Annotated in this window: 7 protein-coding genes; 6 read left to right on the plus strand and 1 reads right to left on the minus strand. The window is 60.3% G+C overall.

Features of this window, described 5'->3' with window-relative positions:
• The first annotated feature begins 37 nt into the window (after window positions 1–37).
• Complete coding sequence (gene gltB / locus VGG22_01695) at window positions 38–4252, plus strand: glutamate synthase large subunit (GenBank protein HEY1727075.1); 4215 nt, start codon at window positions 38–40, stop codon at window positions 4250–4252.
• Here gltB and VGG22_01700 read toward each other — a convergent pair.
• Window positions 4249–4608: a hypothetical protein gene (locus VGG22_01700; GenBank protein HEY1727076.1), complete on the minus strand. Its 360-nt coding sequence runs from the start codon at window positions 4606–4608 to the stop codon at window positions 4249–4251. The genes gltB and VGG22_01700 overlap by 4 nt on opposite strands.
• A gap of 146 nt (window positions 4609–4754) precedes the next feature.
• Here VGG22_01700 and VGG22_01705 point away from each other — a divergent pair, with 146 nt between their 5' ends.
• The 5 genes from VGG22_01705 (at window position 4755) to VGG22_01725 (ending at window position 14537) form a co-directional block, all read left to right on the plus strand.
• Complete coding sequence (locus VGG22_01705) at window positions 4755–6725, plus strand: hypothetical protein (GenBank protein ID HEY1727077.1); 1971 nt, start codon at window positions 4755–4757, stop codon at window positions 6723–6725.
• Between the two features lie 150 nt (window positions 6726–6875).
• Entirely contained in the window at window positions 6876–8696 is a 1821-nt protein-coding gene (locus VGG22_01710) for a hypothetical protein (GenBank protein ID HEY1727078.1), read from the plus strand.
• A 219-nt stretch (window positions 8697–8915) separates the two neighbouring features.
• Window positions 8916–10640 (plus strand): glycosyltransferase, encoded by a 1725-nt coding sequence (locus VGG22_01715; GenBank protein HEY1727079.1) that lies wholly within the window; start codon window positions 8916–8918, stop codon window positions 10638–10640.
• Window positions 10637–12403 carry a glycosyltransferase family A protein gene (locus VGG22_01720; protein HEY1727080.1) on the plus strand — a complete coding sequence of 589 codons (1767 nt, stop codon included), beginning with the start codon at window positions 10637–10639 and terminating at the stop codon, window positions 12401–12403. The genes VGG22_01715 and VGG22_01720 overlap by 4 nt, the downstream gene beginning before the upstream one ends.
• 58 nt (window positions 12404–12461) lie before the next feature.
• The gene (locus tag VGG22_01725; GenBank protein ID HEY1727081.1) at window positions 12462–14537 is read left to right on the plus strand and encodes a hypothetical protein; all 2076 of its coding nucleotides are present in this window, start codon (window positions 12462–12464) and stop codon (window positions 14535–14537) included.
• The last annotated feature ends 34 nt before the right edge of the window (window positions 14538–14571 follow it).

Below are 14571 nucleotides of genomic sequence, written 5' to 3' on the forward strand. Positions count from 1 at the left end.
CCCTATAGCCGGCTTGGCCTAAAGTCGAAACTTACACATGCGCGCCCTGACAGATCTTGAAGAGGGACCGGCGCGCGAACACGACGCCTGCGGCGTCGGATTCATCGCCGACCTTTCGCACACCGCATCTCACGAAATCGTGCGCCTCGCGCTCGAGGCTGTCGGCTGCATGGTCCACCGCGGCGCGCGAGCCTCGGACGGCCGGACCGGTGACGGCGCTGGTCTGCTGATCGAGACGCCGCGCAGTCTGTTGATCCGCGAGCTGCCGCCCATGAGCCGGCGCGTTCCCGAGCGTCACCTGGCCGCGATCGCGCTCTTTTTGCCGCACGATCCTGAAGAAGCGACCGGACTGCGCGGCCAGATCGAGGCCGCCGTCTTCGCCACTGACGTGAAGCCGCTGCTCTGGCGGCGCCCGAAGGTTGATCCCGAGGTGCTCGGCGAGCACGCGCGCGCAACTCGTCCGCTCTACGAGCAGCTGCTCGTCGACATGGGTCCCGGCAATGTTCGCGAGCGCATGCGTCAGGTGCGTCGCAACCTCATTCGTACGCTGCGCGATACCGGCGGCGGAGCAGCGCTCGTCAGCGCATCGCCCGACAGCGTCATCTACAAGGGCTTGCTCTCGAGCAACGAGCTTGGCTCGTACTTCAAAGATTTACGCGACCCCGCGTTCACGTCGCGATACGCGGTCTTCCACCAGCGCTTCTCGACGAACACGTCGCCGTCGTGGAAGCTCGTTCAGCCATTCAATCTCATCGCGCACAACGGCGAGATCAACACGATCACGGGCAATCGCGCGTGGATGCGCGCGCGCGGCATGCAGCCGATTCGCGGCGCGAGCGATTCGCTCGACTTCGACACGACGCTCGACATGATGCTCGGATCCGGGCATCGCATTGATGTCGCCATCGACTTCATGCTGGCGCCAGCGATCGATGCAGACGACGATCGCTTGCACGCGTATTATGACGCGCACGTTCCGACGATCGAGCCGTGGGACGGCCCGGCAGCGATGATCTTCACCGACGGTGACATCGTCGGCGCTGCGCTCGATCGCAACGGGTTCCGTCCGCTTCGTTGGTGCCGCACCGAATCCGGTAAAGTTTTGTGCGCGAGCGAAGCGGGCGTCGTCGATTTCGGCAACGACGCAATCGTGCAACGTGGCCGTCTCGGTCCGGGTGAACGGCTCGTCGTGCGTTTTGCGACCGGTGAGTTGGTCGAGCCCAAGACGTTTCGCGAGGAGCGGCGGGCGCGCGGTGATTACCGCCCGATCGTGCGCTCGTGGCAGTTCGACTTATCGCGTGCACAGGCACTCACGGCGCCGCCGGCGGCGAGCGATGCGGATCTCGTTCGCTTTGCGTACGCAAAAGACGAGATCAAAGACGTCGTCGACGTCGTCGCTTCCGGCGGAGGCGAGCCGATCTTTTCGATGGGCGACGATGCAGCACTGCCGTTTCTCGAGCGTCGCATGCCAATTGCTTATTACTTGCGCCAACGCTTCGCGCAGGTTACGAATCCGCCGATCGATCCGTATCGCGAAGGACTCGTTTTCGACATGCGTGCGTGGATCGGCTCGGGTCCAACCAACGGCGACGTTCCGTCGTTCGGTTCGCTGGTCATGCTGGAGCACGCGGTGCTCGACGAGCACGCATTCGATCTCGTGCGCTCCGACGAGCGGATGGCGCAGCACGTCGTTCGACTGGAACTCGGTGCATCGCGTCTCGGTGAACGGTTGCGTGAGATCGCACACGAAGCGGAAGAAGCGGTGCGGCACGGCGCCAGCCTGATCGTCCTCGACGATCGCGATGCGCAGACGCCGGTTCCGGCCGTGCTTGCGGTTGGAGCCGTGCATCAAACATTGACGAGCGCAGGCTTGCGCATGCAGTCGAGCATAGCGGTCGCGGACGGTTTCGGACGCGACTCGCATTCGATCGCTTCGGTGATCTCGGCCGGCGCAAACGTCGTTTGTCCGTGGCTCGGGTTGCGTATTGCAGCACATAACGGCGGCACGAGTCGCGCATTCCTCGACGCCGTGCGTTCCGGTGTTCTAAAGGTGATGTCGAAGCTCGGGATCTGCACGTTGCGCTCGTACATCGGTGCTCAAACATTCGAGACGGTTGGTCTCGGCCGCGACGTCGTCGACCTGTGTTTCCCGGGGATGCGCACGCACGTCCCGACCATCGGTTTACGCGAGCTGGAAGAAGATATTCGCGCCTGGAGCGGTGCTGCTGCCGAGGGCGCTGCGCCGCAAGATCGTGGTTTGTTCCGCTACCGGCGCGAAGGAGTGCGGCGCGGATTCGATCCGAACGTCATCAAGTTCTTGCGCGCCGCCGCGATGAACGGCGATTATGCCGCATTTGAAAAGCTGTCGGACGAAATGGAAGCGCGTCCGCCGATTGCGCTGCGCGATTTGATCCAGCCGCAATCGATCGGTGATGCGGTTCCTCTGGACGAAACGCAAAGTGTCGGCGACATCGTGCGAAAGTTCACGACCGCCGCGATGTCACTCGGTGCGCTCGGGCCCGAGGCGCACGCTACGATCGCAACCGGAGTGAACGTCATCGGAGCGCGCAGCAACTCGGGTGAAGGCGGAGAAGAACCGTCGCGTTTCTGGGGGCCTTCGCGCAGTGCGATCAAGCAAGTCGCTTCGGCGCGCTTCGGAGTCGGCGCCGAATACTTGGCGAGTGCCGACGAGCTCGAGATCAAGATGGCGCAGGGCAGCAAGCCCGGCGAAGGCGGACAGATTCCGGGCTTCAAGGTTTCCGTTGATATTGCGCGCCTGCGCGGCGCGAGTCCCGGACAGCAATTGATCTCACCGCCCCCGCATCATGATATCTATTCAATCGAAGACTTAGCACAGCTGATCTACGACTTGCGGCGTGCGGCGCCGCAAGCCAAGATTGCGGTCAAGCTCGTCAGCCAATCAGGAATCGGCGTCGTTGCAAGCGGCGTCGCGAAGGCGCGTGCGGACGTCATTCATATCAGCGGTTTCGATGGTGGCACGGGTGCGTCGCCGCTGTCTTCGATCAAGCACGCCGGCTTGCCGTGGGAGCTGGGTCTAGTCGAAACGCATCATGCACTCGTTGCGAATGGTCTTCGTTCGCGCGTCAAGCTCCGCGTCGACGGCGGATTCAAGAGCGGCCGTGACGTGATCGTCGCGGCGATGCTCGGTGCAGATCTGTATGGATTCGGCACCGCGCTGTTGATTGCGCTCGGATGCATCTACGCACGACAGTGCCACAAGAACACGTGTCCGGTTGGTATCGCCAGTCAAGATCCGAAATTTCGCGAGAAGTTCAAGGGAAAGCCGGAGGAAGCGATCGCGTTCTTCGAGTTTATCGCGAACGACATTCGGCGCCGCCTATCGAAATTGGGTGCACGTAGCCTTGAAGAGATCCACGGCCGCTCCGATCTGTTGCGCGTCGCCGACGCGACGCTCGATCTCGGCGTTGACGTCGATCTGACGGAAGTACTGCGCCTGCCGGAACAAATGGTTGAGCCGCGCGACGTTGCCCAGGAAGAAGGTCACGTCGACGATCGCGCCTCGGCGAGGAACGAGCGTTTCGTGCTGACGCCGGCGGATCGTACGGTCGGCGCGCGCATCGCGCATTCGATCGTGCTTCAGCGCAAGAGCGGTGAAGACGTGCGCCCGATTACGCTACGCTATCGTGGAACGGCCGGCCAAAGTTTCGGTGCGTTCATTACGACCGGGTTGACGCTCGAGCTCGACGGGGATGCCAACGATTTCGTCGGCAAGGGAATGGAAGGCGGTAAAATCATCGTCCGCTCTCCTGGCGAGCCGCACGAACCTGCGATCGGCAACGCCTGTTTCTACGGCTCGCGCGGCGGCGAAGCGTTTGTACGCGGCGCCGCGGGAGAGCGGCTTGCCGTGCGCAACTCCGGCACGACCGTCGTAACCGAGGGCGCCGGCGATCACGCTTGCGAGTATATGACGAAGGGCATCGTCGCAATTCTGGGACCGATCGGCCGGAATTTTGCGAGCGGCATGACCGGTGGTACCGTCTTCGTGCTGGGGAGCGATCTGATCGCCAGACCGCACGAGGCAATGACGACGATGAATGCGTCCGATCCCGACGCCGGCGTCCTGCGCGACCTGCTGGAGCGGCATCATGCAGCCACTAACTCGGCGTTGGCGCGCGAGCTTATCGCCTCGTGGCCGCAGTCAGCTGAGAAGTTTTTGAAATACGCCCCGGCGGTCGAGACGCCGGTTCCGGTCGCGGCAAAAAGCCGCTAGTCGTCCTTTGCGGCGCCCTGCTCGAAGGCGCTGGTCGTCTCGTAGGCGCGGCGAGCGTGGCCGACCATGTCTTGGGCCATAGCGCGAGCCTGCTCAGCATTTGCGCGCATGGCCTCTGAGCCGAGCTTCATGAGTTCTGAGAGATGCCCTAAGGCCTGATTCGCATATTCCTGATTGAACGCAGCAGACTTCGAGGCGTGCTCCGCGAGGGTCTTCTGAAGCTCACCCGCGGTTGTCATCGACTGCTCGATGAAGGGCTTCATCTGTTCCGCCGATTGGGTGGCAGCTTGCGAGACTTTGTTTTGTAGCTCGCGAGCCTGGGACATGATGCGTTCCGTGAGGTCGGACGGATTCATGAGCGTCCTTTCATTGGGTCGACGGCCTTTGGCGCTTCCTGTGAGGTCATCCCCCATCTGAGCGACCTCACACTTCGTTAACCGTTGCAAGGTCAGACAAGGCCATCCCCGAACCGCTTACCTGGTCAGCAAGGAAGATGGAATTTTTGGATAACAGGGCGCGTCGTTCAGCACTTTCGGCAGCCGGTTTGATGTTGATCGCCGGATGTTCCGGCGGGGGGCATACGGTTGGATCTGCGCCGCCTTCGGGCGGAAGTGGAAGTCCGTCCAGCCTTGCAAATGGTGCAAAAGTTACGCTGAGCATTTCGCTCGCGCAGAAACAAACGCTCAAGGGCCGACACATCAACTCCAAGGTTAGGCCCGCGATAGCCGGCAAGCGCGTTCCGAGCTTCGTGAGTCCATCGACATATAGCATCGAGCTTAGCGCTTTCTACGGCGGCGCAAGTGTTTTCAACACGTACGTCTACCTGAACCAGTGCGCTAATTATTCGGCCGTTTATTCGTGCTCGACCAACTTACCGGTCGGAACATTCACGATCTACACGAGTCTCTTCGATTCGAACAACAATTGGCTCGGTACGAATCTGTACAGTAGTCCAAGCCCACAAACGATTTACGCGAACGGAGCCTCTCCGTACGGCAATTATCTGTACGCCGATGTGGCCGGAATCGCACAGTACGTTTTCGTCGCGGCGCCGTTGAATTGCACGACGACTCAAGGCTCGGGCAACTATGCCGCGATCTATGCGGTCGATGCGGCCGGCAACGAGATCGTAGGCCCGTTGGCAAATCCGATTACGGGTTACGTTGCGGCTGTGAACGGCGCAGGGCTGGGGGCGGTCGACCTTTACGAAGCGTCAACGTACGGCTTGTTCGCAGCGGACCATAACACGATTTACGACACGTCCTTGTACCAGCTGTTTATCAATGAGGCTGGACCCGAGGGCGCGGGCACCCTGTACGGCTCTACCTACAATATTACGGCTTATTTTGGTTCAGGCAGCAACGGAGGCGCCGGCTTCCAGCTTGGGTCAATCGCGAGCCCCGCGTCTTCGACAATAACAGTCGGTACGTACATCGCGGTCGCGATGACGCCCGGAAGTCCGACGCTGAACGCGTACGACATCGAAGAGAGCGTTCCGGCCATCGAGACCTGCAATAGTATTTCGCTCTACCCGTCACTCAGTAGCCCATCGCTCCTGGGTTCTCTCGAGGATTCGTCGGGTCAGTATCGCGACATCCTCATCGTTGACGGACAGAACATCGTCATGACCGGGTCGGGCAATCCCGTCATCTACCTGACCGGCAGCGTGCCTCAAGTGGCCTTCCCAATTACGGGGACCTACACGCTGGGCAGCAATGAGACGCCGATCAATCTCTTCGAGTCACCGGACGTTACCGGCCGGTTCTTCGTGATAACGAACAACTCGAATAATTCCGGGAATGGTCAAGCCGATCAGTTCCTCGCCACGAACGGCGCCACGGTCTATTCGGGATCGTATTCGTTCCAATTTCCGGCCACAAACTTATTGCGCATCGCAGGCACGGGCGCAAACAACATCTACGCGCTCTACTACACCAATCCAAGCGGTTCGAATCTGTTGTACGGAGTCGACCGCACGAACGGGAATCAGTATCCGACGATTACGGCTTTCACCAGCGGAAGTACGATTTTCGAGCTGTCGCCGGCTGGGCCCACCGTCGACAACATCTTTTTCCGGGGTTATAACGCATATGCATCCACATATCAGTTGTGCGTCTTCGATGCCCAATCGGGTTTCGGTTCGAACCATTGTGTCCCGGCTGGCGGCTCGAACACGAATCAAGGCGCCGTGCGATATGAAACGTTTACGGGACAGATAATGTCAGTCGAGGGAACTTCCATATACGGAGATCCCGCCAACGTAACGCCTTCGAGCTTTACTTCCGCTACGCTATACACGGGCTTCCCGAATGCGGAGCAGCGATTTACTCCTGGAGAGGCGACGGCTGGATTTATCGGAGTTTATTCGTCGGTATCGCCCTATACGACGACGTTCTTGCAGTGGAACGGAAGTGCGTGGGCAAGCGAAGGTTCTATCCAGTGGCCGAACGCCTGGGTGGCACCGCTCTACTAGTAGAGTGACATGAGGAACGCCCGGGCCGCAGCGCTGTCCGCAGCCGGAATGATGTTCATCGCAGGATGTTCCGGCGGAGGGCATTCTGTAGGTTCCGCGCCGCCCAGCGGCGGCGGCTCAGGCCCATCGAGCCTTACAAATGGCGCGAAGGTGACGGTAAGCATCGCGGTCGCTCAGAAAACGCCGATGAACGGGCGGCGCATCAATAATAAGGTTCGTCCGCAAGCTGCGAGCAAACGCGCCCCGGCCTTCATCAGTCCCTCCACATCAAGCATCGCGATTAGCGCCGTCTACAACGGCGCCGGCGTGTTTACAACAACGATCAATCTGTCACAATGCACCGATTTATACTCAATCTATCAGTGCTCGACGAGTCTTCCCGTCGGAACGTACACGCTCTATACGAATCTCTACGATGGCCCAAGCGCGAACGGTAATTGGCTCGGGACGAATCTTTATCTGAGCCCGGCGCCACAGACGATTTATGCCAATGGAGCAGCGCCGTACGGCAACTACCTCTACGCCGATGTCGCAGGAATCGCTCAGTACGTTTTCATCGCAGTGCCGAACAATTGCACGACGACGACGGGCTCGAGCGCCTACGCCCCAATCTACGCATTCGACGCCGACGCCAACGAGATCGTCGGCCCATTAGCGAATCCGCTCACGGGTTACGTTAGTGCGGGGAACGGCGTTGGGCTGGGCGCGGTTGACCTCTACGAGAGCTCGACGTACGGCGTCTCTTCCGCGGATCATAATACGATCTACGACACATCGCTGTACCAGCTGTTCGTGTACGAGGGAGGCCCCGAGGGCTCAGGCGTGTTGTACGGCGCGACGTACAATCTTCCGGCGTATTTCGGCTCCGGTAGTAATGGAGCCGCCGGCTTCCAACTCGGCTCGATCGCGAGCCCGGCATTCTCGCAATTAACCGTCGGCACGTACATCGCTGTTGCGATGACGCCCGGTAACCCGGTGCTGAACGCGTACGATGTCCAAGAGAGCGTTCCGGCTATTGCGAGCTGCAACAGTTTCTCGGTCTATCCGTCGCTCAGCAGCCCAGCCTTATTGGGCACTACCGGCGATTCGTCGGGTTCGAATCGCAATATCATCATCATCGACGGAAATAACATCGATATGATGGGGTCCGGCAATCCCGTTTTCTATGTCGCCGGCGGCGTTCCTCAAGCTGCTTTCACGATTACCTCGACCTACACGCTGGGCAGCAACGAAACGCCGATCAATCTCTTTACATCGCCGGACGCCGTTGGCCGCTTCTTCGTCATAACGAATAACTCGAACAACTCCGGGAACGGTCAAGCCGATCAATTCCTCGCTACGAGCGCTAATACGGTTTACCAAGGATCGTACCAGTTCTCATTCGCGGCAACGACGTCGACGCGGATCGCAGGTGAGGGCGGACCCGGACAATACGCGCTTTACTACTCAAGCGGTTCGAATAATCTGCTATACGGCGTCGATCGCACGAACGGCAATGCGTATCCGACGATCACCGCGTTTACCAGCGGAACCGTGTACACTCTTCAGCCCTCCGGCGCAGGCTGGAATTATATTTTCTTCCGCGGCTTTGACGCCTCGGCGCCCCAATACTCGTTGTGCGAGTTCGATCCCACGGTCGGAATCGGAAGCAAAGATTGCCTCTATATCAGCAGTTCGAATTCGAACCCGGTCAGCATTCGCTATGACAATTTGTCGGGCGATGTGCTGGTTGTGAACGGAACCGCCATGAAAGAGTACTACGCACACGTACCGCCGGTGAGCCTCGCTCAGACCGGCACCTACACTTTTCCGGCGGCGCAAGCGCGATTCGTGCCGGGCGAAGCCGCGCCTGGGTTCGTGGGTGTCTACGACGGAACGTCTACGACGACGTTCATGCAATGGAACGGCAGTTCTTGGATCAGCGAAGGTTCGGTTCAATGGCCGAATGCATGGCTAGCGCCCCTCTACTAGGGAAAACGTGAAGCGGGGCTAGAGATCCGATAATCCGGTCTGGAACTGATCCGCGGTGCCGACAACACGAATGCGTTCTAGTGCGCGCGTTCAGCTCATCGGCATTTACCGGTAGCGGAACGTGTCACAGCACGAGCAGCACGACACGAATCCCGCTAGCCTCAGCACGATCCACGTCCGTAGAGGCGCGCGCCTAACGGCAGAGCGAAAGGGTCGCGCGTGGCGATCCTAGCCTTCGGCGATGAAGCACGAGCTTGGGCGCGCCGTTTCGACGAGATGGACGATCAACTCATCATCGTCGATCCCAGCGGCGCGTCTTCTGCATTTTTAACCGCAATCGAAACGAAAAAGCGCGGCGAACCCGTATTGGCCGCGATCGCGCTCGACGAATCGCGCTCTTCGCTCGCCTGGGCACTTTCGGCAACAGTGCTCAACAAACACAAGTACCGTGATGACCGGATGCAGATGTTCGAAGAGATCGCGAATCATCGTGCCGTCTTCGACGGGAAACCGATGGCGCAGATGACGACGGTCGATCCGCGCGCTTTTGATACCTTGCGCGATTTTGCGCGCATGGCCGACGTGCTCGTCGTGCGAAGCTGGTCCGAAGCGACGCGCATAACGCGCACGCTGGGAATCGAGCCGGCGGAAGTACGAAGAGTCGTATCGCGCAAACCCTTGACCTTGCCCGGTCCGAAGAGCGATGCCGAGAAAATCGTTCTGTGGGCGCCGGAGCTGCAAACCTCGCACCTCGGCTTGCTCGTCTACGGGCTTCTGGACTTCCATCGGCCGCTCGTCGTGATTTGCAAGAGCGGAACGTTTCGCGATCCGGAACTCGATGTTCGCCGGCCGCAGGCCGCCGGCGAGGTTCTTGCGGATGCAGCCGTTGTCATCGATGCGTCGCTCTCCGATCCGCACGACGCCATCGAGTTGACGCGCCTCGGACATCGTGTCGCGACGCCTATGCCCAACGGCGCGCACGAATACGTCCCGGGCGTAAGTGGATACGTGCCGTGGATGCGCCGCAGCATTCGTGAAAGCGTGCAGGTCGCGCTCGGGCGCTCGCCTACGACGGTGGCCGTGCAATCGCCGCCGGCTCTGCTGCGTGCGCCGGAACTTCGCACGAACGGCCCGCTGACGTCGCTCATCGTCCGCACGTATAATCGTCCGCGCTTTCTCGAACGGGCGCTCGAGAGCATCGCATCACAAACCTATCGCGACATCGAGGCCGTCGTCGTGAACGATGCGGGCGAGGCGGTCGACGACGTCGTGGCGCGGTTTCCATTCGCCCGCCTGGTCGTCAACGAGAAAAATCTTGGTACGACTCCGTCGGCGAACGTCGGCCTTCGCGCCGCGCGTGGAACCTACGTCGGCTTGTTGGATGACGATGACATGATCTTTCCCGATCACGTCTCGCGTTTGGTCGATGCAATGGAGCGGATCGGAGGGGCGGCCGCAAATTCGCACGCCATTACCTGCTATCTCGAGCTGACGCCCTTTTCGGACTACGCCGTTTACGGCTATCGCGTCGCGCTGGCGCGTCATATCGATCGTTCGGATATCTATGTGCGCGATCCGATTGCCCCGATGTCGATGCTCATGCGTCGTTCCGTTCTCGAGGATTTAGGCGGATTCGAAGAGTCCGTGGATTTTGCCGAGGATTGGGAGTTGTGGATCCGCATTGCGGAACACTACGACGTGCAATACGTCCCGTACGTAACCGGAATCTATTCGGTGCGCACCGATGCGACGAACACGGTCGTCACGCTCGCAGCACGCTTTGGAAGTGCGTACGCGCGGATCGTCGAGCTGCATCCGCTCGTCGATCGTCCGCAGATCGATACGATGCGGCAGCAGATGATCGATCAGCACCGCGGTGTGGACATGACGCCGCGCTGGGGAACGCCCGCGATTCGTTTCGAGCCGCCGCGTCCGCTGCCGTGATCAAAGCATTCGGAGAGCGCGCCAAGCGCTGGGCGAAGAGCGCGCAGGCGAGCGGGAACATCATTGCCGCCGACGAGTCAGCGTTTCTCGAAGCGGTTCTCGAGGGTGTGCGCCGGCGTGCGCGCGGAGAGAGCTTTGGCGTCGCGATGTTTCTCGACGAAGATCCGAACCGTTTCGTGCGCAGTTGGGCTGCAAAGCTCTTGTCATCTGCGAAAACGTTCGACGATCGCCGGGGTCTCTGCGGCGCAATCGCAATGGGCGCGGTCGTCGTCGATGGAAAGCGTCAACCCGAGCTGAGCGGTATCGATGGCGACGCTTTCGCGCACGCGCGCGCGCTCTGGTGTTTGGCCGATAGCGCGGTCATCATTTCGGAAGCTGCCTACACCCGTCTCGCGTTCGTGTTCGGACGTTGGCACCTGTCGCGCACGGAAGTCGTGCAAGGTGATATAACGATCCCTGAACCTGCGGCACCCGCGCAAGATGCCGATCACGTCGTCATTTGGGCGGGCAATCGGAGCGCGGACGAGATCGCGATCACGTTGTGCGCGCTCGAAGAGCTGCATCTTCCGGTTTACGTCGTCTGCAAGGGCGGAAAGATTCCGGATACGATCCATCGCGTGACGGTTGAACAAGCAGAACCACTGCTTCGTTCGGCCGCAGCGATCGTTGATACGAGCGACGATCAACCCGGGACTGCAATTGCACTGGCACGCTTTGGCGTTCCGCTGGCGGTCGCGCGGACATCGGGTGCGCACGAGTTCGTCGCCAACGTCGCGCCCTATGACGGTTGGAACCGGGATTCAATTCTCGCTGCAACGCTCCGCGCACTCGCCGGCGGTTCGCCACATCCTGTTACCCTGAGCCCTTCGACTCCGCTTACGCTACGCTCAGGTCAGGCGAAGTCGAAGGGGAGCAGAAGTCGGGCCGCCGTTCGGGAGCGCGCTCCGCTCGTGAGCGTGATCGCACCGACCTACAATCGGCGAACGCTCCTGCCACGCGCACTCGAGAGCATCAAACGCCAAGATTATCCCGCGGTCGAGATCGTCGTCGTCAACGATGCAGGCGAGGATATCTCGGACATTGCAGAGCGTTTCGGCGCGACGCTCGTCAGACGTGACGCGAATGGCGGGCACGGAGCCGCGCTCAACTCGGGCATCGAGCGCGCGGCCGGCAAATACATCGCGTTCCTGGACGACGACGACATCTTTTTCCCCGATCATCTTTCCTCGCTCGTCGATGCCCTTGAGGGGGCACGCGCCGAGGTCGCGCACGCGGATGCACTTATGGGAATCCGCGGCGCCCCCGATGAGCTGGTCGGTTTTTCGCCGGGCGCCGTTACCGGCGTCGATATCGAAGAGGCGCTCGTCGTGTGTCCGTTCCTCGGAATGATCTCCGCCGTGATTCGCCGCGACGTTTTCCGCGAAGTCGGCTTGTTCGATACGGCGCTTTCCCCCAACGACGACTACGAGATGATCTTGCGCATCGCGCTTCGCTACGACTGGCTACATGTCGACCGGGTCACGTCGCTGTGGTCTTTCGGCGGCGAGTACACTCACTGGCTGCAGCGTACCGGTGCCTCGTACGCCGGTCTCTATGAGGAGGCGTACAAGCGTCACCCTTTCCCGGACCGGCCGCTTCTTGCGATCCGGCGGCGCGATTTCGTTCAGAACATTCGCGCCAAAGGCGGAATCGTTCTCAACGTCACGAGTGCGCGGTTAAGCAAGCCCGCGCGACTCAAGGAAGAAGGCCCGATAGGTAAGTGAGCGCAGGCACAGCCGTCCACGAGGGCGAGCCCCCCAAGACGCGAAACTCGGCTAACTAATGGATGCACGAAAGGCCACTGCGGCCGTCTCGGCCGCGGGAATGATTCTTATCGCGGGCTGTGGTGGTGGCGGCAAGATGGGCGGCGGCTCGCTTCCGAGCACCGGGAACGGCCTTCATAACACGACGGCACCGGCGAATTCGTCGAAGATCGGGCTGAAATTCACGCTGCCTCCGCGCAACGCGAACGTCTGGACGACGCCTGCTTATCAACCGGCATACAAGCAGCGACGTTCGAAAGCGTTCACACCGAAGAGAAACTCTACGTCGTTGCGGCGCAAGCCTCAGTACATCAACTACGGTCTCATCGGCGGTTCGATTACGATCGCCGTCTACCAGACGCAAAATGGAACGGCGCAGCTCGCTCTCACCCAGGGACCGTTCACCGCCGGAACGACCTACGGCGCCTACGATTTTTACTGCGCGTACGTCCCGGCGGCTGGTACGTACCAGTGCGCGAACTATTCCAATGTTTTCGCACCGCTGGGCAACGATACGTTTTACGTCGTCACGTCAAATTCGGCAGGGCAGCCGCTTTCGGTTACGCCCGGTTGGCCGGGAACGAACTATGTTGCGGCAACGCAGCCTTCGTACACGATTACGTCGTCGGGATATCCGACTCCGATCTCGATTCAGACGTATGCGGTGGCATCATATCTTGGCATCGATGCGCCCACGTCGTGCATCGATCCGAGCAGCACGCCTCTCGTCGCTGAGGCCTTCCTGGCGGACGCCTCGGGTTATCCCGTCGCCGGTTATCTTGCCAATCCTGTGACCATCAACATGACCGGAAACTTCGCGCTTTACAACCTTTACGCGCAGCCGCTCGCGACACCGTACACGGCCGGCTATGCCGCCGGGTTCTTCAATGGGTTCGAATTCGTCGCTTCGGCAAGCGGCAGCGCCGGCGTTGTCAGCGTCAGCTCTACCGCTGGTTCCGTGGGTATCAATTTGACTCCGAGCACGTCCAGGAATCTCTATGCGGTAGACCGGCTTGCGCTTTCTCCGTCAACGAGCGGGATTAGCGTTACCGGACTTGTCGATTCGGGGCCGGCCACGTACGCCTGCGGCACGCTGCCGATGGGAAATTACGCCACCGGGTCCCCGGTCACTTCGTTTTCGAATCCTGTTGCAATCGGCGAGGATGATTACGCTCCCGGCGCGGCCGTTCTCGATAGCGTTTCTGGCACGCCCTATCTCACCGTAATTGATCTCAACCGGTTCGATTTCGGTGATTTCCTGTCGACCGGTGGAATAGTGAACGCGGTGCCGGTTCTTCCCATACAGGTTGGCGGGCACAATCCACTGACGCTCGCCGTTTCGCCGAGTGAAGGCGTTGGCTCGGGGATGATTTACATCTTGAACGCCGATGGCTCGATTCAAACGGTCAACGACAACACTTTCTCGTCCATCACGACCGCGCAACTTGAATCCGCGGGGACGATCACGGGGCCCTCCGATCTCGTCGTCTCCTGGAACACGGGCGGCGGTGGCGACTATGTGTTCGCGACCAGTAACAATTCGCAGAACATTTTCGAAATCAGCGATGCGAACAGCGATCCGAGTTTCACGACGATCGACCTCGAGGATGGTCCGTCGATTAGTGGGCAATCGCTCTTCACGCCGGTCACGTACGCCGCTTCGGCCGAGAACATTTCCGGCGAGCAGTACGTGTCGTTCCTAGCGTTCGATGCTGGGAACGGCAACTCGCAAAACATTCTCACCTGTCTCTATCTTTTCTGTGGCGTTGAGATGGGGAATACCGTCTTCAGCTACAGCGCTAATCTCGCTCCGGGGCAAGCTTCGTTCGCATATCCCGGCGGCTCGCTATACCTTTTGGCTGCTAACAGCAACGCTGTCCAACCGTTCATCGCTAACGTGCCCGCGCAGCCAACAAGTGCGCCCTTGCCGTCCTTCAGCAATCCGGTCACGCAGATCATTGCCTCGTACGACGGAGCGTGGAACGGCGCCAGCACCGGCGGCCTCGTACAATTCTTCTACGATCTGGGCGGAACCGTGGCTGGCTCGATGAGCGGCGTGCGCGCGACGATCGTCAGCCCGTTCACAGCGTACTAGCGTCCCCTTAGGAATTTCACCTCAGCGTCGAAGG

Source organism: Candidatus Baltobacteraceae bacterium (assembly GCA_036489885.1).
Taxonomy (GTDB): Bacteria; Vulcanimicrobiota; Vulcanimicrobiia; order Vulcanimicrobiales; family Vulcanimicrobiaceae; genus JAFAMS01.